This window comes from Mesorhizobium sp. CC13 (genome assembly GCF_039907765.1).
In the GTDB taxonomy this organism is placed as follows: domain Bacteria; phylum Pseudomonadota; class Alphaproteobacteria; order Rhizobiales; family Rhizobiaceae; genus Aminobacter.
On the sequence record NZ_JARDJI010000030.1, the window covers coordinates 14,419 to 34,696 of the forward strand.

18 protein-coding genes are annotated in these 20,278 nt (G+C 65.4%); 14 read left to right on the forward strand and 4 right to left on the reverse strand.

The annotated features are described in order from the left end of the window. The first annotated feature begins 25 nt into the window (after positions 1–25). From PV773_RS23700 to PV773_RS23725, 6 genes are all read left to right on the forward strand, one after another. The gene (locus PV773_RS23700; protein ID WP_347968729.1) at positions 26–1,120 is read left to right on the forward strand and encodes a hypothetical protein; all 1,095 of its coding nucleotides are present in this window, start codon (positions 26–28) and stop codon (positions 1,118–1,120) included. Positions 1,121–1,328: 208 nt separating this feature from the next. Continuing rightward, positions 1,329–2,000, forward strand: a complete 672-nt coding sequence (locus PV773_RS23705) for an amino acid ABC transporter permease (protein ID WP_347968730.1) — start codon at positions 1,329–1,331, stop codon at positions 1,998–2,000. Further along, complete coding sequence (locus PV773_RS23710; RefSeq protein ID WP_347968731.1) at positions 2,000–2,671, forward strand: amino acid ABC transporter permease; 672 nt, start codon at positions 2,000–2,002, stop codon at positions 2,669–2,671. Before PV773_RS23705 ends, PV773_RS23710 begins: the two co-directional genes overlap by 1 nt. Then, complete coding sequence (locus tag PV773_RS23715) at positions 2,672–3,403, forward strand: amino acid ABC transporter ATP-binding protein (protein ID WP_347968732.1); 732 nt, start codon at positions 2,672–2,674, stop codon at positions 3,401–3,403. 10 nt (positions 3,404–3,413) lie between these two features. Beyond that, positions 3,414–4,337: an isoaspartyl peptidase/L-asparaginase gene (locus PV773_RS23720; protein ID WP_347968733.1), complete on the forward strand. Its 924-nt coding sequence runs from the start codon at positions 3,414–3,416 to the stop codon at positions 4,335–4,337. Positions 4,338–4,357: 20 nt separating this feature from the next. Continuing rightward, complete coding sequence (locus PV773_RS23725) at positions 4,358–5,155, forward strand: transporter substrate-binding domain-containing protein (RefSeq protein ID WP_347968734.1); 798 nt, start codon at positions 4,358–4,360, stop codon at positions 5,153–5,155. Positions 5,156–5,340: 185 nt separating this feature from the next. On the opposite strand, the gene PV773_RS23730 is transcribed toward PV773_RS23725, so the two are convergent. Continuing rightward, positions 5,341–6,339 (reverse strand): LacI family DNA-binding transcriptional regulator, encoded by a 999-nt coding sequence (locus tag PV773_RS23730; protein ID WP_347968735.1) that lies wholly within the window; start codon positions 6,337–6,339, stop codon positions 5,341–5,343. Between the two features lie 85 nt (positions 6,340–6,424). On the opposite strand from PV773_RS23730, the gene PV773_RS23735 reads away from it, so the two are divergent. Both PV773_RS23735 and PV773_RS23740 read left to right on the forward strand, forming a co-directional pair. Next, positions 6,425–7,339 carry an ROK family protein gene (locus PV773_RS23735; RefSeq protein ID WP_347968736.1) on the forward strand — a complete coding sequence of 305 codons (915 nt, stop codon included), beginning with the start codon at positions 6,425–6,427 and terminating at the stop codon, positions 7,337–7,339. Further along, on the forward strand, positions 7,332–8,057 hold the full coding sequence (locus PV773_RS23740; RefSeq protein WP_347968737.1) for a copper homeostasis protein CutC: 726 nt from the start codon (positions 7,332–7,334) through the stop codon (positions 8,055–8,057). The genes PV773_RS23735 and PV773_RS23740 overlap by 8 nt, the downstream gene beginning before the upstream one ends. Before the next feature lie 17 nt (positions 8,058–8,074). Here PV773_RS23740 and PV773_RS23745 read toward each other — a convergent pair whose 3' ends face one another. The 3 genes from PV773_RS23745 to PV773_RS23755 are packed head-to-tail and all read right to left on the reverse strand — an operon-like array spanning position 8,075 to position 12,932. Continuing rightward, on the reverse strand, positions 8,075–9,631 hold the full coding sequence (locus tag PV773_RS23745) for a SpoVR family protein (protein WP_347968738.1): 1,557 nt from the start codon (positions 9,629–9,631) through the stop codon (positions 8,075–8,077). Positions 9,632–9,640: 9 nt separating this feature from the next. Beyond that, the gene (locus PV773_RS23750) at positions 9,641–10,957 is read right to left on the reverse strand and encodes a YeaH/YhbH family protein (protein WP_347968739.1); all 1,317 of its coding nucleotides are present in this window, start codon (positions 10,955–10,957) and stop codon (positions 9,641–9,643) included. Between the two features lie 25 nt (positions 10,958–10,982). Continuing rightward, positions 10,983–12,932, reverse strand: a complete 1,950-nt coding sequence (locus PV773_RS23755; protein WP_347968740.1) for a PrkA family serine protein kinase — start codon at positions 12,930–12,932, stop codon at positions 10,983–10,985. Positions 12,933–13,314: 382 nt separating this feature from the next. Between PV773_RS23755 and PV773_RS23760 the strand changes: the two genes are divergently transcribed. The 6 genes from PV773_RS23760 (at position 13,315) to PV773_RS23785 (ending at position 20,183) form a co-directional block, all read left to right on the forward strand. Then, positions 13,315–14,355, forward strand: a complete 1,041-nt coding sequence (locus tag PV773_RS23760) for an ABC transporter substrate-binding protein (protein WP_347968741.1) — start codon at positions 13,315–13,317, stop codon at positions 14,353–14,355. 196 nt (positions 14,356–14,551) lie between these two features. After that, complete coding sequence (locus tag PV773_RS23765; RefSeq protein WP_347968742.1) at positions 14,552–15,379, forward strand: ABC transporter permease; 828 nt, start codon at positions 14,552–14,554, stop codon at positions 15,377–15,379. Continuing rightward, positions 15,376–16,167, forward strand: a complete 792-nt coding sequence (locus PV773_RS23770) for an ABC transporter permease (protein ID WP_347968743.1) — start codon at positions 15,376–15,378, stop codon at positions 16,165–16,167. Before PV773_RS23765 ends, PV773_RS23770 begins: the two co-directional genes overlap by 4 nt. A gap of 4 nt (positions 16,168–16,171) precedes the next feature. Continuing rightward, a complete protein-coding gene (locus PV773_RS23775; protein WP_347968744.1) occupies positions 16,172–17,233 on the forward strand; it encodes an ABC transporter ATP-binding protein in 1,062 nt (353 codons plus the stop codon). Between the two features lie 175 nt (positions 17,234–17,408). Next, positions 17,409–18,731, forward strand: a complete 1,323-nt coding sequence (locus tag PV773_RS23780; protein ID WP_347968745.1) for an amidohydrolase — start codon at positions 17,409–17,411, stop codon at positions 18,729–18,731. Between the two features lie 42 nt (positions 18,732–18,773). Continuing rightward, on the forward strand, positions 18,774–20,183 hold the full coding sequence (locus PV773_RS23785) for a M20/M25/M40 family metallo-hydrolase (RefSeq protein ID WP_347968746.1): 1,410 nt from the start codon (positions 18,774–18,776) through the stop codon (positions 20,181–20,183). The last annotated feature ends 95 nt before the right edge of the window (positions 20,184–20,278 follow it).

The window sequence follows — 20,278 nt, forward strand, 5'->3', positions numbered from 1 at the left end:
CGCATCGAGAGAGGGAGAAATTCCGGTGGTCACCAGTAGGAAATTGCTAGTCTGCGCGGCGTCCGCGCTCGCCATCAGCGTGTTGCCGATCAAGCTCGACGCGTCCTCGATCGTTGGTTTCGCCAAGGCCTACGCCAAGAGCGAGAATGGCGGCGGCAACGACAAGGGCGGCGGCAACGACAAGGGTGGCGGCGGCGGCAAGGGCGGCGGCTCGTCCAACGGCAAGTCGGCTTCGGCCGGCGGCAAGAGCGATACGTTTGGTGGGTCGCTGAAGTCCCTGTTCGGCGGCGGCCAGACCAAGAAGGCCTCGCTCCAGAACAGCAAGCAGAAGGGACCGAAGACCGCAAACGCCAAGAAGGCGCCGGTCGCCGATGTGCTGCAGGCTTCCGTCCCGGGCAAGCAGAAGAACCTCAACGCCAGGCTTGCCGGCCTCAATTCGCTCAAGCGCAACTACCACGCCTACCTGAACTCGCAGTCGCCGCGCATGGCGCTGATCCGCGAGTACGTCATCAACTCCGCCAAGCTCGACCTCGCGGTCGAAGCCGCTGCTGCGGCGCAGGCCAAGGCCGACGCGGCGCAGCTCGAGCTCGACGCCGCCATGACCGCCCTGGGCGGCATCACCCCCTATGACGGTGCCGCGCCGGTCAGCGATCCGGCCGCGCTCCAGGATCGGCTCGACGCGCTGACGACGGCGGGCGCCCCGGTCGACCCGGCGCAGCTCGAGGCCTATAATGCCGAGCTGGACGCCCTTTCGGACGCGATCGCTGCCGCCGACAGCCTGGCTACCGCCGAGCAGGAGGCGCTCGATGCCCAGGCCACGGCGGATGCTGCTGCCGAAGGCACGACGGAAGAGGATCTCCGCGAGGCACTGCTCGCGGCGGCCAATCCGAACCGTGTCGCCGAATATGGCGACGCCTATCTCGACGACGGCGTGCTCGACTGGGCGAAGGACGTCCTCGGCGTCGGCGACGCCTATGGCAAGATCGATCAGGTCAAGGAAGTCCTGGCGGAGCAAGCCGCGGCGGAAACGCCGGCGGTTGAACCCGAGCCGACGGTCGAGCCCGTGCTGGAGCCCGAGGTCGAGCCGGCCCCGACCCTGGTGCTCGCCCCGGCCAACTGACCGGACCGGCAGGCCGTCGAAATGGGCGGCCCCGGATAGCAGACCTTCGACCGCCGCCGGCTCCCCCCGGCGGCGGTTGTCGTTTCGGCCTGGCGGCCTGATGCTGCGCAGCAGATGCGCAAAGCTGCTTTTCATGCCGGTTGGCCGTTGACACGGCCTTGTCTGTTTTGCAGAGTGAAACCGGTTTCACTCTCTGGGAACATGCCGCTTGAAGTTCGACCTGTCGATCCTCGTCAAGCATGTCCCCTTCCTGCTGGAAGGGGCGTGGCTGACCTTTCAGGCCTGCCTGCTTGCCGTCGCCGGCAGCCTGGTGCTCGGGCTTCTGGTCGCGGCGGCGCGCACCTCGGCTTCGCCGTGGCTCAACCGGCTGTCGGCGATCTATGTCGACATCTTCCGCAACATCCCCTTCATCGTGCAGCTGTTCTTCTTCTATTTCGGGCTGCCTGAGATCGGCATCTACATCGATGCCTTCACCACCGGCGTCATCGCCATGTCGATCGCCGGCGGCGCTTTCACCTCCGACGTCATTCGCTCGGGCATCCTGGCAATCGACCCGGGCATCATCGAGGCAGCCCAGGTCAGCGGGCTCAAGAAGAGCACGATCTTCCGCAAGATCGTCATGCCCATCGCGCTCCGCGCCTCGGTGCGGCCGCTGGGCTCGGTGTTCATCAACCTGATCCTGACCTCGTCGATCCTGTCGACCATCACGCTCAACGAGCTCACCGGCTCGGCCAAGATCGTCGCGTCGCAGACCTTCCGGCCCTTCGAGGTCTATTTCGTGCTGCTCGTGGCCTATGCGGCGCTGACCTGGTTCGTCTCGATCCTGATCGGCATGCTGCACCGCCACCTCAATCGCAACCAGGCCGAGGGAGCGGTCTGATGCGCTACGGCGATTTCACGCCCTACGATCTCGTGCTCCTGCTGCAGGGGCTCGGCGTCTCGCTGGCGCTGTTCGTGTCGACCACGCTTATCGGCCTGGTCGTCGGCACGCTCTGGGCGGTGATCCGCTTCTACCGCGTGCCTGTCCTGGCGCAGGTCGTCGCCTTCCTCGCCGAGCTGCTCAAGAACTCGCCCGTGCTGGTGCAGCTGTTCCTGGTCTTCTTCGGCCTGCCGGCCTTCCTCAAGATCAACGTCACGCCGACCGAGGCGGCCGTCATCACGCTCTCGGGCAACAGTGCCGCCTTCATCTACGTGATCGCGGTTTCGGCCATCGAATCCGTCGGTCGCGACCAGCTCGAGGCGGCCCGCGTCTTCGGCCTCAGCCGCTGGCAGATCCTGCGCCGGGTGATCGCCCCGCAGGCAGCCGCCTTCGCCATCGGCCCGCTGACGGGTCTTCTGGTCAACCAGCTGCAGGTCACCTCGCTGATCTCGGTCATCGGCGTCATGGATCTCACCAAGGTCGGCAACATCCTCAACCTGCGCACGCTGAAGCCCTTCATCGTCTGGACCGCCGTAGGCCTGCTCTACTACCTCGCCGCCAAGCTGGTGGCCCATGCCGGCGCCCGTTTCGAGAAGCGGCTTCGCGCCCATACCGCCTGGAAGGGTCTGTAAATGATCAGCATCGCCGGCCTGCGCAAATCCTTCGGCGCCGCCACCGTCCTCAATGGCATCGACCTCGAGATCCGCCAGGGCGAGGTGGTTTCCGTGCTCGGCTCGTCCGGCTCGGGCAAATCGACCCTCATCCGCTGCATCAACGGTCTCGAGAAGATCGACGCCGGCAGGATCACCGTCGACAACTTCGATGTCGCCAAGCCGCGCGAACTCGCCGAGGCGCGCAAGCGCTCGGGCACCGTCTTCCAGCTGTTCAACCTCTACCCGCACATGACGGCGGTGCAGAACGTGGCGCTCGCCCCGGTCGAGGTGCTCAAGGTGCCGCGCAAGCAGGCCGAGGAGGAAGCGCGCGAACTCTTGCGTTCGGTCGGCCTGTCCGAGCGCGCCGACGCCTATCCGGCGCAGCTGTCGGGCGGCCAGCGCCAGCGCGTCGGCATCTGCCGGGCGCTTGCCATGAAGCCGAGCTACCTGTTGCTTGACGAGGTCACCAGCGCGCTCGATCCCGAGATGACGGCCGAGGTCCTGTCGATCCTCGCCAACCTCGCCAAGGGCGGCACGACGATGGTGTTCGTCACCCACGAGATCGAGTTCGCCCGCTCCATCTCCACGCGCATCGCCTTTCTCGACAAGGGGCAGATGATCGCCGACCTGCCGACCGCGGAATTCTTCTCCGACAAGGGCACGGCGCTGCCGCGCGTCGCCCAGTTCCTCTCCAAGATGCGCAAAGACTGAAAAGACCGAAATGATCCTGCTTGCCAATTCCGAGGCCTGGCCCGGCTTCTCCAAGAGCGTCGAACTGCTGAAGGGCGGCAGCCATGGCCTCGACGCCATGGTTGCCGGCATCGGCGAGGTCGAGCGCGAGGTCAAGGTGCGCTCCGTCGGCTTCGGCGGCTGGCCCAACATGCTCGGCCGCATGGAGTTCGACGCCGGCGTGATGGACGGCAACACCCGCGAGGTGGGTTCGGTCGGCGCCGTGCCCGACACGCTGCCGGTCGCAGCCCTCGCCCATGAGGTGATGAAGCGCCTGCCGCATGTCATGCTCACCGGCGATGGTGCCCGCCGCTTCGCCACCGAGATCGGCTTCGCCGTCGACGAGACGCTCTACGAGGACAGCAAGCGCGTCTGGTGGGAGCGCCTCCAGAAGGAGCTTTCGCCGGAAGAACTGGCAGAGTTCCCCGACATTCCGCTGGCGCCGCTCAGCCGCACCATCACCGATCCGGAGCGTGTGCGCGACACCACCGTGTTCCTGTCGAAGGACAGCGCCGCCGGTCTCAACGTCGTCACCTCGACCTCGGGTTGGGCGTGGAAATACCCGGGCCGCCTCGGCGACTCGCCGATCCCCGGCGCCGGCTTTTATGCCGACAGCCGCTTTGGTGCTGCCGCCTGCACCCACACCGGCGAGATGACCATGCGCTGCGGCACCGCGCGCACAATCGTGCTCGCCATGCGCCTCGGCCACACGCTGGAACAGGCGATCGCGCTCGCCATCGAGGAACTGCGCGAGCTCGAGCAGGGCTTCCTGGCAGGCGTCGTCATCCACGCGCTCGACGCCCATGGCAACCACAAGGTCGTCAGCCTGAATTGCGAAGAACAGATCCGCTACTGGTACTGGGACGAAAGCCTGCCGGAACCGGAACACCGCTTCGCCGAACCGTTCACGTCCTAAAGCTCAAAGGGAGAGGAAACATGAAGAACCTGATTGCCAAACTGGCGGGCGCCGCCCTCGCCATCGGCCTGGCGGCCACGGGCGCCGCCCAGGCCGGCAAGATCGACGAGATCCGCGAGCGCGGCACCGTCCGCATCGGCGTCTCGCTCGGCGGCGAGCCCATCGGCTTCCGTGACGCCCAGAACAACCCGGTCGGCTACGACGTCGACGTGGCGACCATGCTCGCCGAGAAGCTCGGCGTGCCGGTCGAGTTCGTCGACGTGTCTGGCGACGCCCGCATCTCGATGCTGGTCTCGGGCCAGATCGACATCGCCGTCGCCAACACCTCGGCGACGCTCGAGCGCGCCAAGTCGGTGGATTTCTCCATCCCCTACAACCGCGCCGGCCTGCGCATCATCGTCCAGAAGGACGCCGGCATCACCAAGATGGAAGACCTTGCCGGCAAGAAGATCGTCGTCGGCCGCGGCTCGACCGGCGAGACCTTCATCAAGAAGGCCGCTCCCCAGGCCGAGCTGGTCTACACCGACACCTTCGCGCCGGAGGGCGTGCTGCTGCTCCAGCAGAAGCGCGTCGACGCGGCCATCGAGGACTCCTCGCTGCTCGACTACCTCGCAACCAAGAACGACAACCTGGTGACGCTGGCTGGCCTCTATTCCAACGACCCGATCGGCATCGCCGTCGCCAAGGGCGATGACGGCTTCGTCCGCTGGATCGACATGTTCGTGTCGGACTACATCCAGAGCGGCGCCTATGAGACGAACTACAAGAAGTGGTGGGGCGAAAAGGCCAACCCGCCGGCACTGACCCCACTCTGGTAAAGTCTGATGGGGCTCTGCAGCCCCTCATCCCCTGCCGGACCTTCTCCCCGTAACGACGGGGAGAAGGAAGCTGGCCGGAACGCCGGCACCACTGAAGACAGCCGCAATGCTGACGCCTCCCTCTCCCCGTCCTTCACGGGGAGAGGGTAAGGGTGAGGGGCAATCAATCTCTCTCGCTATCCGTCCTACGACGTCGCCCGCGCCACGAAGAAGGTCGGCACCGTTACCTCGGCCTTGCCGTCGGCGAACTCGCCGGGGCGGCTGAGGAAGCGCAGGATCTCGGCGACGTAGGCGCTCTTGTCGTAGCCGATGGACGAGATCGGATAGGCCTCGAAATCGGTCAGCGACAGGTTGTCGAAGCCGTAGAGCCGGAAACGCCCGGGCTGGTTTTGCGGGAACGCATCGCGATGAACGTCCATCACGCCCATGGCCATGGCGTCAGACGTGCAGAACACGGCGTCGGCGTCGCGCCAGTCGGCCGCCTGCGCCATCCGGCGGCCGCTGGCATAGGAATAGTCGCCGCGCAGCTCGGCGACGAGCCTGATGCCGTGGCGCGCCATCTCGGCCTTGTAGGCGGCGATGCGGCTCTGTTCGACCGGCGAGGAGACGCGGCCGGTGACGAGCGCTGCGGTCGCAACGCCCTTGCCGGCGGCATCAGCCACCGCCTCGGCGATGCCGATGGCCTCGTCGGGCACGACCGAGGGCGAGGAGCCGTCATGCATGCCGTTCAGCATCAGGACGTCGTCGCTGCGGAACATCTTGCGCACGCTGGCGGCATCGGCGAAGTCGGAGAACACCAGTGCCGCGTCGACATGGTAGGCAACACCGTTCCGCAAAAACTCCTCGATGCGTTCGACCGAGCCGACGCGCAGGAAGATGACCTGCTTGCCGATCGACTGGATTTCGCCGATCAGCAGGTCGAACAGGTCGAGGTCGGAGAAGTCGTGGATGTGGTTGACGATGACCGCGATCAGGTTGACCGTCTTGGTGGTCAGGCTGCGGGCCAGGAGATTGGGCTTGAAGCCGAGCTTCTCTGCTGCTTCAAGCACACGCGCCCGCTTGTCGGCCGAGACCGGGCGGCTTTCGCTCGACAGCGCCCGCGAGGCGATGGCGCGCGACACGCCGGCAAGCTCGGCGACATCGGCGATGGTCGGCGACGTCCGTCGTTTGCGCGAGCTGTCCATTGCTTCCTTTGCGCGGTATCGGTCATGAAATCCGGCGCGTCCGGCCGGATGCCCCGCCGCGGAATTTCTTTCGGGAACTGATTTGATGATTACCTGCTTCGACATTGGCGGTTCAACGATAAAAAGTGCCCGCGCCCGATCGGCCGGCGAAATCGAGATCATCGACAGGGTGGCGACACCGCTCGACGATTTCGATGCCTTCGCCGCCGTCATCGCCCAGCGTGTCGCCGCGGGCGAGGTGCGCACGCAGGGCGTGTCGATCTCGATCGCCGGCGTGGTCGATCCCGCGTCCGGCAGCCTGAAATGCGCCAATATCCCATGCGTCGACGGGCGCCTGATCGCCGCCGATCTCGAACGCGCCATCGGCCTGCCGGTGCGGATCGCCAACGATGCCGACTGCTTCGCGCTGGCCGAGGCGACCAGCGGTGCCGGCAAGGGCCATCGCAACGTCTTCGGCGTCATCCTCGGCACCGGCGTCGGCGGCGGGCTGGTCATCGACGGGCGCATCGTCGCCGGCGCCGGCGGCTATGCCGGGGAGTGGGGCCACGGCAAGGCGCTGCAGACTGTTGTCGGCCAGCCGCCGGTGGACGTCCCGCACTTCGCCTGCGGCTGTGGCCAGTCGGGCTGCGTCGACACCATCGGCGGCGCGCGCGGCATGGAGAAGCTGCACAAGCTCTTGGGCGGCGAGGTGCTGTCGAGCACCGAGGTCATCGACCGCTGGCGTGCCGGCGAGGCGAAAGCCAGCCGCACCATCGACATCTATCTCGAACTGGTCAGCGTGCCCCTGGCGCTGACGCTCAACATCATCGGCTCGTCGATCGTGCCGGTCGGCGGCGGCCTGTCCAACGTGCCCGAACTGATTGAAGCGCTCGACCGCGAGGTCCGCGGCCGCACCCTGCGCCGCGCCGCCGGCCCGCTGGTGGTAAAAGCCATGCTCACCACCGAACCCGGCCTGATCGGCGCCGCAGCGCTCGGCCTCCAGGAGATCGTCCATGTCTGAGACTGTCCTGCTCGAAGTCTGCGTCGACAGCCCCGAGGGCCTTGGGGCCGCGATCGCCGGCGGCGCCGACCGCATCGAGCTCTGCGCCGCGCTCGAAACCGGCGGGCTGACCCCGTCTGCCGGGCTGATGGCGCTCGCCGCCAAGGCCCCGATCCCGGTCTACGCCATGATCCGCTCGCGGCCGGGCGACTTCGTCTATGGCGAGGGCGATATGTCAGCCCTGCAGGCCGACATCGATGCCGTACGGGCCGCCGGCCTGGAGGGCGTCGTGCTTGGCGCCAACCGCCCCGACGGCAGCCTCGACCGCGACGTGCTCGCGCGCCTGGCCGGCCACGCGAAGGGCCTGGGCAAGACGCTGCACCGTGCCTTCGATCTCGCCGGTCCCGATTTCGCCCCAGCGATCGACCTTGCGATCGAACTCGGCTTCGAGCGCATCCTGACGTCGGGCGGGGAAACGACGGCGCTGAAGGGGCTCGACGCGCTTGCCGCCTGCTTCGCCCATGCCGGCGACCGCATCGCCATCATGCCGGGATCGGGCGTCAATCTCGAAACGCTGGGCGCCATCCGCGCCCGGCTGCCCTTCCGCCAGATCCACTCGTCCTGCTCGGTGGCGGCAGAGGCCCCCGGCGGCAAGGCGCTGGAGCTGGGCTTCATCCCGCCGCGCCCGAAGCGCACCGATGTCGAAATCGTCCGGGCGATGAAGGTCGCCTTGGCATAGCGAAGGGGGGAAGGGGATCAGGCCGTGTCGGCGAGGTCCTTGCTCGAAACCTCGTAGAGCGTGTTGTCGGTCTGGGCGTCGACGCCGAGAAGGCTCACCTCATGCCCCCACAGCCGCTGGACGTAGCGCAGCGTGGCGTCGCGGCTCTGCTCGACCAGCGTGCCGCCGTTGTGGACGGTGTGCTTGAGTCGCAGCTTGCGGTCGCCCTTGAGGTCGGCGTCGATGGCCTGGATGTCGGGCTGGGTCATGCCGACGTCGTAGCTGTCGGCCAGCCGCGAACGCACCCGCTCGTAGCCGCGCTCGTCGTGGATCGCGGTCACCTCGTAATAGGGATCGGAGGCTTCCTCGCGCAGCGAGAACAGCCGCATGTCGCGGATCAGCGCCGGGCTCAGGAACTGGCGGATGAAAGACTCGTCGCGATGGCTCGCCCAGGCTTCGATCAGCGTCCCGCACCAGTCGCCATTGCCGGCGAAATCGGGGAACCAGTCGCGGTCCTCGGCGGTCGGGTCGGTGCAGATGCGCTGGATGTCGCGCATCATGTTGAAGCCGAGCGTGTAGGGGTTGAGCCCGCCATAGCGGGGGTCGTCGAAGCCCGGCTGGAACACGACGTTGGAGTGGTTCTGCAGCACCTCGAGCATGGTGCCTTCGCTGATGCGGCCCTTGTCGTAGAGGCTGTTCATGATGGTGTAGTGGACGAAGGTGGCGCAGCCTTCGTTCATCACCTTGGTCTGCCGCTGCGGATAGAAATACTGGGCGATGACGCGGACGATACGCAGGATCTCGCGCTGCCAGGGCTTCAGGACGGGGCTGTATTTCTCCAGGAAGTAGAGCAGGTTCTCTTCCGGATATTCGATCGCCTGCTGCCTCTCGGCAGGATCGGTCTCGGGCTCCTTCGGCGCGCTCGCCTCCGCCGTGGCGGGCAGGGTCCGCCACAGGTCGCTGAAGGTGCGCTCCTCATGCTCGAGCCGTTCGCGGATGCGCGCCTGCTCCTTCTCGACCGAGAGCCGCGGCCGGCGGCGATAGCGGAACACCGCCTGCGGCATCAGCGAATGGGCCGCGTCCAGCACCGATTCCACGGCGGCAGGGCCATGGCGCTCCTCGCAGCGGGCGATATAGCTCTTGGCGAACTCCATATAGGCAAGGATGGCGCCCGCATCGGTCCATTGCTGGAACAGGTAGTTGTTCTTGAAGAAGTGATTGTGGCCGAAGGAAGCATGGGCGATCACCAGCGCCTGCAGCGCCATGGTGTTCTCTTCCATCAGGTAGGTGATGCACGGATTGGAATTGATCACCAGTTCGTAGGCGAGCCCCATCCGTCCCCTCCGGTAGAGGTTCGACTCGTGGACGAAATGCTTGCCGAAGGACCAGTGCTGATACATCAGCGGCATGCCGATCGACGAATAGGCATCGAGCATCTGCTCGGATGAGATGACCTCGATCTGGTTGGGGTAGAAGTCGAGGCGCAGTTCGTCGACGGCGATCTGCCTGATCGTGTCATAGACGCGGGAGAGGTCCGAGAAACTCCAGTCGGAACCTGTGAAAAGAAGCGGCGAGGTCTTCGGGCGCTTTTCCAACTTGCTTCCTCAACTGCGCTTGCCGGATGGCGGCTGCTTGGCGAACAGTTCGTGAAAGACGGGATAGATGTCGGACGGCTTGGCGATGCGCGTCATCTCGAAATTGGGCCAGTCCTCGCTCACCGTGCGATAGGCGTTCCACAGCGACGTGCCGTTGTCGGCATGGCGGAACATCTCGCTTTCGCGCTCGTCGATGATCTCCACATAGGCGTAGTACTGGCAGAGCTTCATCAGCGTTTCGTTGAGCAGCGACACGCACTTGTCGGAGTCGTTGGGGATGTTGTCGCCGTCCGACGCCTGGGCGGCGTAGATGTTCCATTCGTTGCTGGGATAGCGCTCGCGGATGACGCGCAGCATCTCCTCCAGCGCGGTCGACACCACCGTGCCACCGCTCTGGGTGCTGTAGAAGAACGTGTCCTCGTCGACCTCCGAGGCCTCGTGGGTGTGGCGGATGAAGACGATGTCGGTCTTCTCGTAGCGCCGCTTGAGGAACAGGTGCAGCAGCACGAAGAAGCGCTTGGCGAGATCCTTCTCGCGCTCGCCCATCGAGCCCGACACGTCCATCAGGCAGAACATGACCGCATTGGCGTTGGGCACCGGCTGCGGTTCGAAGCGCTTGAAGCGGATGTCGATCGGATCGACATAGGGAATAAAGGCGCGCCGGCGCACCAGCGTGGCAAGCTTCTCGCGCAGTTCCTCCAGGCGTTGCAAGGTGGCCGCATTGGGCCGCTTGTCCTCCTCGATCTTCTTGATCTCCGCGGCGACCTCGTCGAGTTCCTCCTGCTTCGGACGCCGCAGTGCGATGCGTCGGCCGAAGCTGTTGAACATGGTCCGTGCCACGGCGATGCTGGTCGGGTTGCCGCTCACCGTATAGCCGGCGCGGCGGGGCCGGAACGTCACCACTTCCTTGAGGTTGAGCTTCACCAGGTCGGGCAGTTCGAGATCCTCGAAGAACAGGTCGAGCACCTCCTCGCGGGTGAGCACGAACTGGAAATCGTCCTCGCCCTCGCCGGAGGCGGACGGCTCCGAGCCCTTGCCGCCGCCGGCGGCCGGCCTCGGAATGCGGTCGCCGGTGCCGAACACCTTGTTGCCCGGCAGCACCTCCTCGCGCCGTCCGGTGTGCGGCGCGCGCTGGAAGGTAGGCTCGCCGATCCCCTTCGTCGGGATCCTGATCGTCTGGTCGGTATCGGCCGTGTTGATCTTGCCGGACTTCACCCGTTCGTTGATCGCCCGTTTCAGTTCGTCCCTGGCGCGCCTCAGGAAACGCTGCCTGTTGCCGAGGCTCTTGTCCTTGGGGTTGAGGCGCCGATCGATGAAATTCGGCATTTGGGATCCCCGTCTCCTCGCTCGCTCAGCCCGCCTTGTTGACGCGCATGTACCAGTCGACCAGACGGCGCACCTGGCGCTGCGTGTAGCCGCGCTCGGTCATGCGCTGGACGAACTCGGCATGCTGCTTCTCGGTCGTGCTGTCGCGCTTGGCGCCGAAGCTGATCACCGGCAGGAGGTCCTCGACCTGGCCGAACATGCGCTTCTCGATCACCTCGCGCAGCTTCTCGTAGCTGGTCCAGGACGGGTTGCGGCCGTTGTTCTTGGCGCGCGCCCTGAGCGTGAACTTGACCACCTCGTTGCGGAAGTCCTTGGGGTTGGCGATGCCGGCCGGCTTCTCGATCTGCGACAGCTCGGAATCGAGGATGCCGCGGTTGAGGATCTGGCCGGTGTCGGGGTCCTTGTAGTCCTGGTCCTCGATCCAGGCGTCGGCATAGGCGATGTAGCGGTCGAACAGGTTCTGGCCGTATTCGCTGTAGGATTCGAGATAGGCCTTCTGGATCTCGTGGCCGATGAATTCGGCATAGCGCGTCGCCAGTTCCGACTTGATGAAGTCGAGATAGGACTGCTCGGTCTCGTTGGGGAACTGCTCGCGCTTGATCGCCTGTTCGAGCACATACATCAGGTGCACCGGGTCTGCCGCGATCTCCTTGGTGTCGTAGTTGAAGGTCTCCGACAGCACCTTGAAGGCGAAGCGGGTGCTGATGCCGGTCATGCCTTCGTCGACGCCTGCGGCGTCGCGATATTCCTGCATCGACTTGGCCTTGGGGTCGACGTCCTTCAGGTTCTCGCCGTCATAGACGCGCATCTTGGTGTAGAGCGGCGAATTCTCGTGCTCGGTGAGCCGCGTCGAGACCGTGAAGCGGCTGAGGATGTCGAGCACTTCCGGGGCGCAGGGGTTGTTGACCAGCTCGCTCTCGCGCAGCAGCTTCTCGTAGATCTGCCGTTCCTCGGTGACGCGCAGGCAGTAGGGCACCTTGACCACCAGGATGCGGTCGAGGAACGCCTCGTTGTTGCGGTTGCTCTTGAACTGCAGCCATTCCGACTCGTTCGAGTGCGCCAGCACGATGCCCTGGTAGGGGAAGGCGCCGAAGCTTTCGGTGCCGTTGTAGTTGCTCTCCTGGGTCGCCGTCAGCAGCGGGTGCAGCACCTTGATCGGCGCCTTGAACATCTCGACGAATTCGAGCAGCCCCTGCGTCGTGCGGTTGAGGCCGCCGGTGAAGGAGTAGGCGTCGGGGTCCGACTGGCTGAAATTCTCCAGCTTGCGGATGTCGACCTTGCCGACCAGCGCCGACACGTCCTGATTGTTCTCATCGCCGGGCTCGGTCTTGGCGATGCAGATCTGGCGTAGCCGCGACGGCATCAGCCTGACCACGCTGAACTTGGAGACGTCGCCGCCGATCTCCTCGAGCCGCTTGGCCGCCCAGGGCGAGATCAGTCCGTTCAGCCGACGCTTTGCGATGCCGTACTTGTCTTCGAGCAAGTCGGCCATGCGCTCGGGGTGAAACAGGCCGAGCGGCGATTCGAAGATCGGGCTTATCTGGCCGCCCACCTTCAGCGTATAGATCGGCCGCTCTTCCATCAGCTTCTTCAGCCGCTCGGCGAGCGACGACTTGCCGCCGCCGACGGGACCGAGCAGATAGAGGATCTGCTTGCGCTCCTCGAGCCCCTGCGCGGCGTAGCGGAAGTAACCGACGATGCGCTCGATGGTGTCTTCCATGCCGTAGAACTCGGGGAAGGCCGGATAGATCTTGATGGTCCTGTTGGCGAATATGCGCCCCAGCCGTGGGTCCACGCTGGTATCGACCAGCTTGGGTTCGCCTATCGCATCCACCATGCGCTCGGCCGCCGTCGCATACATCGACGGCTGGTCACGGCAAGCGAGGAGATATTGCTGCAAGCTCATCTCCTCGGTCGTCTGACTGCTGTAGATTTCCGAGAACAGGTTGAAGACGTCGGTATCGCGTGTTTGCATGGCACCCTCACATCGCCGAAGTCGATAACGAGTGTATCACCACTTCGACTCTTTGCCTTCATCTCAAACTTCCCGGATCAGCCAAAGTTCCCTCTCGGAAGGACCTGACCGAACAATTAGTTGTGGATCGGAGGCGGCGCGTCGCAATCGGGGCGCGCACAAGCTTTCCGTTGGGTAACCTTGTGGTTGGAATCACCTTGCCGGGGACATTGGGCCGGCGCGGAAAAGTGAGTCGGCTTCTCTGATTGGGACGCCGCCTGCCCGCAAATGATGTGCGTCGCACAATATTTGGAGTTGCACCCAGGCCAGCGTGAAAATAGGCTTTCTCGTCCCTCCGCGAGCCCGCGAGCCCGCAGGGCTGTCGAAACAGCAGAGGCTAAAAATGAACCGACTTCACACCCTTCTCGCAGCGGGCGTCGCCTCGGCCGCGGCGGTGCTCGCCGCTGCGCCGGCATTCGCGCAGGGCAAGACGCTGACCATCTCCTGGTGGGGCTTCAACGGCGACAAGCTCGACGAGTACATCATCAAGCCGTTCAAGGAGAAATGCGGCTGCGAGATCGTGTTCGAGACCGGCAACAACGCCGACCGCCTCAACAAGATCAAGATCCGCAACGGCGAGGGCGTCGACGTCGCCTACTTCACCGACGCCTATTCGCAGATCGGCATCAAGGAAGGCCTGTTCCAGCCGGTCGACAAGTCCAAGATCCCGAACCTCGAAGGTCTCTACGACATCGCCAAGGCGCCGCAGGGCGAGTACGGCCCGGCCTACACCATCGGCCGCGTCGGCGTCATCTACGACAGCGCCAAGGTCAAGGCGCCGGTCACCTCCTGGAACGACCTCTGGAAGGAAGACTTCAAGAACTCGCTGTCGCTGCCCGGCATTACCACCACCGCCGGCCCGATGGCCGTGATGGTCGCCGGCTCGCACGCCGGCGTCGATGCCTTCGCTGACGCCGCCGCCGCCTTCAAGGCGGTCGAGGAGCTCAAGCCGAACGTCGTCAAGAACTACAACACCGGCTCGGAGCTGGTGAACCTGTTCTCCACCGGCGAGATCTCCGCGGCAATCGCGCAGGACTTCACGCTGGCCCAGATCCAGGCCGCCGTGCCGACCGCCGCCTGGGCCAACCTGTCGGACGGGGCGATCGCCACGCTGAACACCATCAACATCCCCAAGGGCGCGGCCAATGTCGAGCTCGCGCACGAGTTCATCAACTTCGTGCTGTCCAAGGAAGTCCAGCAGAAGACCGCCGCGAACGGCGTCGACGCGCCGGTCGTCAAGGCCGTCGAGCTGACCCCCGACCAGGCCAAGCTCTGGACCTACGGCGCCGACATGATCGCCTCGCTGAAGCAGGTCGACTACGAGAAGATGAATTCGGCCAAGACCGAGTGGGTCGACCGCTGGAACGAAGTCTTCGGCATGTAGGACGAAGCCGGGGGAAGGGCCCGCGCCCTTCCTCCGTATCTTTGCATTACAGGCGGCTGCCGCCCCATTTTCCGCCTTGCATCTGCCTTTGCGCCATTCTGCACCTTTCGCGAGCGCGCAATGAAGGCTAGCAAGCCTCGCAAGTGCCGCAGCTGGAAGGCTGCGCGATCGAGGCAACTGGAAGAGATCGGATTTCATGCTCAAACGCTTTGCCGGATGGTGGCTCGCCGGGCCTGCTACGCTGGCGGTCGTGGTTTTCCTCATGCTGCCGGTGGCCGCCACCATCGCCACCACCTTCGGCGAGGACGGCGGCGTGCTGGCGCCATACCTCGCCTTCTTCAACAGCGGCTTCCGCCGCACCGTGCTCTGGCGCACCATCGAGATTTCGCTGGCGACCACGGCCATCTCGCTCGTCGTCGGCTTCCTGACCGCCTATGTCGTGTCGAAGTCGCCCGCCAGGCTGAAGAGCCTTTTGATCATCGCAGCCGTCTTCCCGCTGCTGACCGGTGTCGTCGTCCGCTCCTTCGCCTGGCTGATCATCCTCGGCAAGAACGGCATCCTGAACAACTTCCTGGTCGGCGTCGGCGCGATCGGCGAGCCGCTGTCGATGCTCTACACGCAAGGGTCGGTCATCGTTGCGATGGTCTACCTGTTCGTGCCGCTGATGATCCTGACGCTCGTCGGCGTGCTGGAGAACATCCCCGACGACGTCGTCCAGGCCTCGGCTTCGCTCGGTGCCACGCCGGCTGCGACCTTCCGTCAGGTGATCCTGCCGCTCGCCGTGCCCGGCCTCATCGTCGGCGCCGTGCTCGTCTTCACCGGCTCGTTCACCGCCTACGCCACGCCGCAACTGCTCGGCGGCGAGCGCCAGATGGTCATGGGCACGCTGATGTACCAGCGCGCCATGGTGTCCTTCGACTGGGTCGGCGCCTCGACAATTGCCGCGATCATGGTGGTGATCACCGTCACCGTCGTGCTCGCCATGAGCCGCATCGCGCGGCGTCTCAACCCGATGGCGACATGATGACCAGCCGTATCAATCCCCTGCTGATCCTGTTCGCCGTCCTGGTCTACATCTTCCTGATGGGGCCGCTGATCATCGTGCTCGGCGCGTCGGTCAGCGACACCACCTACCTGACCTTCCCGCCGCAGGGCTTCTCGCTGCGCTGGTTCGAGAACATCTTCGCCATCAGCGCCTTCAAGCGCACCATCATCACCAGCCTCGAACTCGCCTTCCTGGCGACGGGCCTGGCGCTGCTGGTCGGCATCCCCGCCGCCTATGCGCTCAACCGCTACCGCATCAAGCTGCCGACCTGGCTGTCGACGGTGTTCGTGCTGCCGATCCTGGTGCCCGAGATCGTGCTCGGCTTTTCGCTGCTGAAGTCGGTTGCGGTCGGCATGCAGACGCCGATCTTCCTGACGCTGCTCGTCGGCCACATGCTGCTGGTTCTGCCCTATTGCGTGCGCGTCGTCTCGGCCAGCCTTGCTTCCTTCGACTTCTCGATCGAGGAAGCGGCCGTCAGCCTCGGCAGCCCGCCGCTGAAGACCTTCTTCACCATCGTGCTGCCCAACGTGCGTTCCGGCGTGATCGCGGCCTTCATCCTGGCCTTCATCACCTCGATCAACGACGTGTCGACGTCGCTGTTCCTCACCGGACCCGGCGTCTCGACCCTGCCGATCCAGATCCTCGCCCATGTCGAGCAGTTCTTCGATCCGACGATCGCGTCGGTTTCGGTGCTGCTGATGCTGCTGACCGTCGCAGTCATGGCCATCGTCGAGCGCACGCTCGGCCTCACCTTCCTTGCGAAATAGACCTATGACCCAGTCACTCACAGTCCAGAATCTCACCGCCCACTACGGCGCCACCAAGGTGCTGGAGGACCTGTCGCTATCGGTCGGCAAGGGCGAGCTCGTCTCGCTGCTCGGCGCCTCGGGCTGCGGCAAGACCACGACGCTGCGCCTGATCGCTGGCTTCCTAGAGCCGACCTCCGGCTCGATCCGCCTCGGCGACAAGGACCTGACCCGGCTGCCGGCCTACAAGCGCGACATCGGCCTGGTGTTCCAGAACTACGCTCTGTTCCCGCATCTCAGCGTGCTCGACAATGTCGGCTTCGGCCTCAAGCAGCGCGGCGTGGCCCCGGCCGATCGCGAGAAGCGCGCCAAGGCGATGCTCGAACGCGTCGGCCTGTCACAGCTCGCGGACCGCCTGCCGGGCGCGCTGTCGGGCGGCCAGAAGCAGCGTGTGGCACTTGCCCGCGCACTCGTCATCGAGCCGCCGCTTTTGATGTTCGACGAGCCGCTGTCCAACCTCGACGCCAAGCTGCGCGTCGACATGCGCGTCGAGATCCGCCAGCTGCAGCGCGCCAACGGCACGACCTCGGTCTACGTCACCCACGACCAGGAAGAGGCGTTCTCGATCTCCGACCGCGTCGCCATCATGAATGCCGGCCGCATCATGCAGTTCGACACGCCCGAGACGCTGTACCAGCGCCCGGCCAATGCGTTCGTCGCCCGCTTCGTCGGCTTCGAGAACCTGATCCCGATGACGGTCGTCGCCCGCGACGGCGCTGTCGTCACCGCCGAAGCCGCCGGCGGCGCGCGCCTAAAACTGTCGCAGGAACGCTTCGGCGAGATCGCCGACAGCTTCGTGCTCGCCACCCGCGCCGACGGTCTCGCGGTCAGCACCGATCCCAAGGCCGAAGGCATTCCGGCGAAGCTGGGGCTCCGGACCTATCTCGGTCGCGCCTACCAGTACCAGGCCGACACCGCCGCCGGGCAGCTGATCGCCAACGGCTCGCTGTCGGCTCCGCTGGAGCCGGGAGCGCAGGCCAAGCTGGTGCCCATGCCCGACCAGTGCTGCGTGCTGAAGCCGGAATAGTTGTGCGCGTGGGAACCCCCACCCCTTACCCCTCCCCACAAGGGGGAGGGGAGTTCGGCCGGGCTTTCGCCCAGAACTGGTCTTCGATGGCTCTGGCGGCGAAGTCATTCCCCTCCCCCTTGTGGGGAGGGGTTAGGGGTGGGGGTACGCTACACTCGAACTCGAAGGCTGGCCCATGTCGCTGATCATCGCCAACGCCACCATCCTGCCCTGCACCGAGGACATGCCCGTCATCGACAGGGGCTGGGTCCATGTCGAGGGTGACGTCATCAAGGCCGTGGGTTCCGGAGACGCGCCGACAATCGTCGGCGCTGAACTGGTCGATGCCGGCGGCGACCTCGTCATGCCCGGCATGGTCAACCCGCATTGCCACATGGCGATGACGCTGTTCCGCGGCCTGGGCGAGGACGTCGATGACCGGCTCTACCGCTACATCCTGCCACTGGAACGCAAGTTCGTGCGGCCCGAGGCGGTGCGTGCCGGTGCAGCATTGGCGGCGCTCGAACTGATCGAGGGCGGCGTCACCTCGGTCGCCGACATGTATTACTTCGAGACCGAGGTCGCCCGTGTCGTCGCCCGGTCAGGCATCCGAGGCGTGCTCGGCCAGACCATCGCCGACTTCGACCCGCCGGACCACAAGAACGCCGACGAAGGTTTTGCGCTCACCGAGGCGCTGGTCGCCGAGTTTTCCGGCCACGGCCGCGTCATCCCCTCGATCGCGCCGCACGCGCCCTATTCCACCGGCATGGCCGTCATGGAGCGTATCGCGCGTTGGGCAGATGATCATCCCGATGTGCCGGTACAGATGCATCTGGCCGAGAGCGACCAGGAGATGGAGTGGGCGCACAAGACCCACGGCATGCGCCCGGTCGAGGTGGTCGAGAAGGCAGGGCTTTTGCGCAAGGGTCTGATCTGCGCCCACTGCCTGCATGTCGATGCGTCAGACATTGAGCGTATGGCCCATGCCGAGGTCTGCGTCGCCCACAACGCCCGCTCCAACGGCAAGGCCGGGCGCGGCATCGCGCCCGTCGAGGCGATGCGCCGGGCCGGCATTCCCGTCGGCATCTCGACCGATGGCGCGATGAGCGGCAACACGCTCGACCTGTTCTCGCAGTTCGCCCCGGTGTCGATGTTCGCCAAGCTGCTCGGCCACAGCCGCAAGCCGATGGCCTCGGTCGACGTCGTCCGCATGGCCACGCGCGATGGCGCGAAGGTGCTCGGGCTGGACGCCAAGGTCGGTTCGCTCGAACCGGGCAAGCAGGCCGACCTGATCCGTGTCAGCCTGGCCTCGCCGCGCCAGCAGCCAATCTATGACATCTATTCGACGCTGGTCTTTGCCACCATGCCGACGGACGTGCGCGACGTCATGGTCGGCGGCGACTGGCTGATGCGCGACCGCGAGGTGCTGAGCCTCGAGCGCAAGAAGGTGCTGCGCGATGCGCTGCAGGTGGCGCAGAGCTTCAAGGCCGAAATGGCCCGCATCGACGCCACCGGCTAGGCGGCTGCGGACATCAGGCTGATACAGGGAAGGACAAGAGCCATGAACAAATCGGAAGCCACGGCGCGCCTCGACGAGGTGCTCGCCAATGTTGACGCTAATCTTGACGGCAGCCTCGAGCGCCTGTTCGACCTGATCCGCATCCCCTCGGTCTCGACCGATCCGGCGCATGCCGCCGACTGCAAGCGCGCCGCCGAATGGCTGACCAAGGAACTCGGCCAGCTCGGCTTCGACGCCTCGGTGCGCCCGACTGCGCGCCACCCGATGGTGGTCGGCCACGACCGCACGGGGCAGGGGCCGCACGTGCTGTTCTACGGCCACTACGACGTCCAGCCGGTCGACCCGCTCAATCTCTGGCACTCCGATCCGTTCGAGCCGAAGCTCGTGCCCCAGCCTGATGGTGAGACCCACATCGTTGCCCGCGGCGCATCCGACGACAAGGGCCAGCTCCTGACCTTCGTCGAGGCGTGCCGCGCCTGGAAGGCCGTCACCGGCAGCCTGCCGATCCAGGTGTCGGTTCTGTTCGAGGGCGAAGAAGAGATTTCGAGCCCCAGCCTGCCGCCCTTCCTCGACAGCACCGGCGCCGAGCTCAAGGCAGATGTCGTTCTGGTCTGCGACACCGACATGTGGGACGCCGAGACGCCCGCCGTCACCACCATGCTGCGCGGCGTGCTGAAGGAGGAGATCGTCATCTCCTGCTCCAGCCGCGACCTGCATTCGGGCATCTACGGCAACGCCGCGCGCAACCCGCTGCAGGTCCTGTCCGACATCGTTTCCAGCCTGCGCACATCAGACGGCGGCGTCGCGGTCGAAGGCTTCTATGACGGCGTCACCGAACTGCCCGACGCCATCAAGGCGCAGTGGCAGCGCCTGCCCTTCGACGACAAGGGCTTTTTGGGCGACATCGGGCTGTCGATCCCTGCCGGCGAAAACGGCCGCTCGGTGCTTGAACAGGTCTGGGCGCGCCCGAGCTGCGAAATCCACGGCATCATCGGCGGCTACACCGAAGAGGGCTTCAAGACCGTCATCCCGGCCAAGGCGCAGTCCAAGATCTCGTTCCGCCTCGTCGCCGGCCAGGACCCGAAAAAGATCCGCGATGCCTTCCGCGCCCATGTCCGTGCCCGCATCCCCGCCGATTGCTCGGTCGAGTTCATCGACCACGGCGCGAGTGCCGCGACCGTGATGCCCATCGACGGCGCATTCCTCGGAAAGGCGCTCGGCGCGCTGACCGAGGAATGGGAGCGCGAGGCAGCAGTCGCCGGCAGCGGCGGCTCGATCCCGATCGTCTCCGCCTTCAAGGACAAGCTCGGCATGGATTCGCTCCTGATCGGCTTCGCCCGCTTCGACAACCGCATCCACAGCCCGAACGAGAAATACGACCTCACGAGCTTCCGCAAGGGCATCCGCTCGTGGGCGCGCATCCTGGCGGCGTTTGCGGAAGACAGGGGCTGAGGCAGTTGGCGGGTGCGTCCTAGAGTCAGTTTCATTTAGTTTGAAGCGTATCCGGCATTGCGGATGTAGTTTGCGCATTCGGTTGGTGTGAAGTT

What these genes read in the sequence shown, in the direction of transcription:
- PV773_RS23710 (WP_347968731.1), top strand. Translation starts at nt 2,000, where the DNA reads ATGCGCTACGGCGATTTCACGCCCTACGATCTCGTGCTCCTGCTGCAG.
- PV773_RS23715 (WP_347968732.1), top strand. Translation starts at nt 2,672, where the DNA reads ATGATCAGCATCGCCGGCCTGCGCAAATCCTTCGGCGCCGCCACCGTC.
- PV773_RS23720 (WP_347968733.1), top strand. Translation starts at nt 3,414, where the DNA reads ATGATCCTGCTTGCCAATTCCGAGGCCTGGCCCGGCTTCTCCAAGAGC.
- PV773_RS23725 (WP_347968734.1), top strand. Translation starts at nt 4,358, where the DNA reads ATGAAGAACCTGATTGCCAAACTGGCGGGCGCCGCCCTCGCCATCGGC.
- PV773_RS23730 (WP_347968735.1), bottom strand. Translation starts at nt 6,339, where the DNA reads ATGGACAGCTCGCGCAAACGACGGACGTCGCCGACCATCGCCGATGTC.
- PV773_RS23735 (WP_347968736.1), top strand. Translation starts at nt 6,425, where the DNA reads ATGATTACCTGCTTCGACATTGGCGGTTCAACGATAAAAAGTGCCCGC.
- PV773_RS23740 (WP_347968737.1), top strand. Translation starts at nt 7,332, where the DNA reads ATGTCTGAGACTGTCCTGCTCGAAGTCTGCGTCGACAGCCCCGAGGGC.
- PV773_RS23750 (WP_347968739.1), bottom strand. Translation starts at nt 10,957, where the DNA reads ATGCCGAATTTCATCGATCGGCGCCTCAACCCCAAGGACAAGAGCCTC.
- PV773_RS23755 (WP_347968740.1), bottom strand. Translation starts at nt 12,932, where the DNA reads ATGCAAACACGCGATACCGACGTCTTCAACCTGTTCTCGGAAATCTAC.
- PV773_RS23760 (WP_347968741.1), top strand. Translation starts at nt 13,315, where the DNA reads ATGAACCGACTTCACACCCTTCTCGCAGCGGGCGTCGCCTCGGCCGCG.
- PV773_RS23765 (WP_347968742.1), top strand. Translation starts at nt 14,552, where the DNA reads ATGCTCAAACGCTTTGCCGGATGGTGGCTCGCCGGGCCTGCTACGCTG.
- PV773_RS23770 (WP_347968743.1), top strand. Translation starts at nt 15,376, where the DNA reads ATGATGACCAGCCGTATCAATCCCCTGCTGATCCTGTTCGCCGTCCTG.
- PV773_RS23775 (WP_347968744.1), top strand. Translation starts at nt 16,172, where the DNA reads ATGACCCAGTCACTCACAGTCCAGAATCTCACCGCCCACTACGGCGCC.
- PV773_RS23780 (WP_347968745.1), top strand. Translation starts at nt 17,409, where the DNA reads ATGTCGCTGATCATCGCCAACGCCACCATCCTGCCCTGCACCGAGGAC.
- PV773_RS23785 (WP_347968746.1), top strand. Translation starts at nt 18,774, where the DNA reads ATGAACAAATCGGAAGCCACGGCGCGCCTCGACGAGGTGCTCGCCAAT.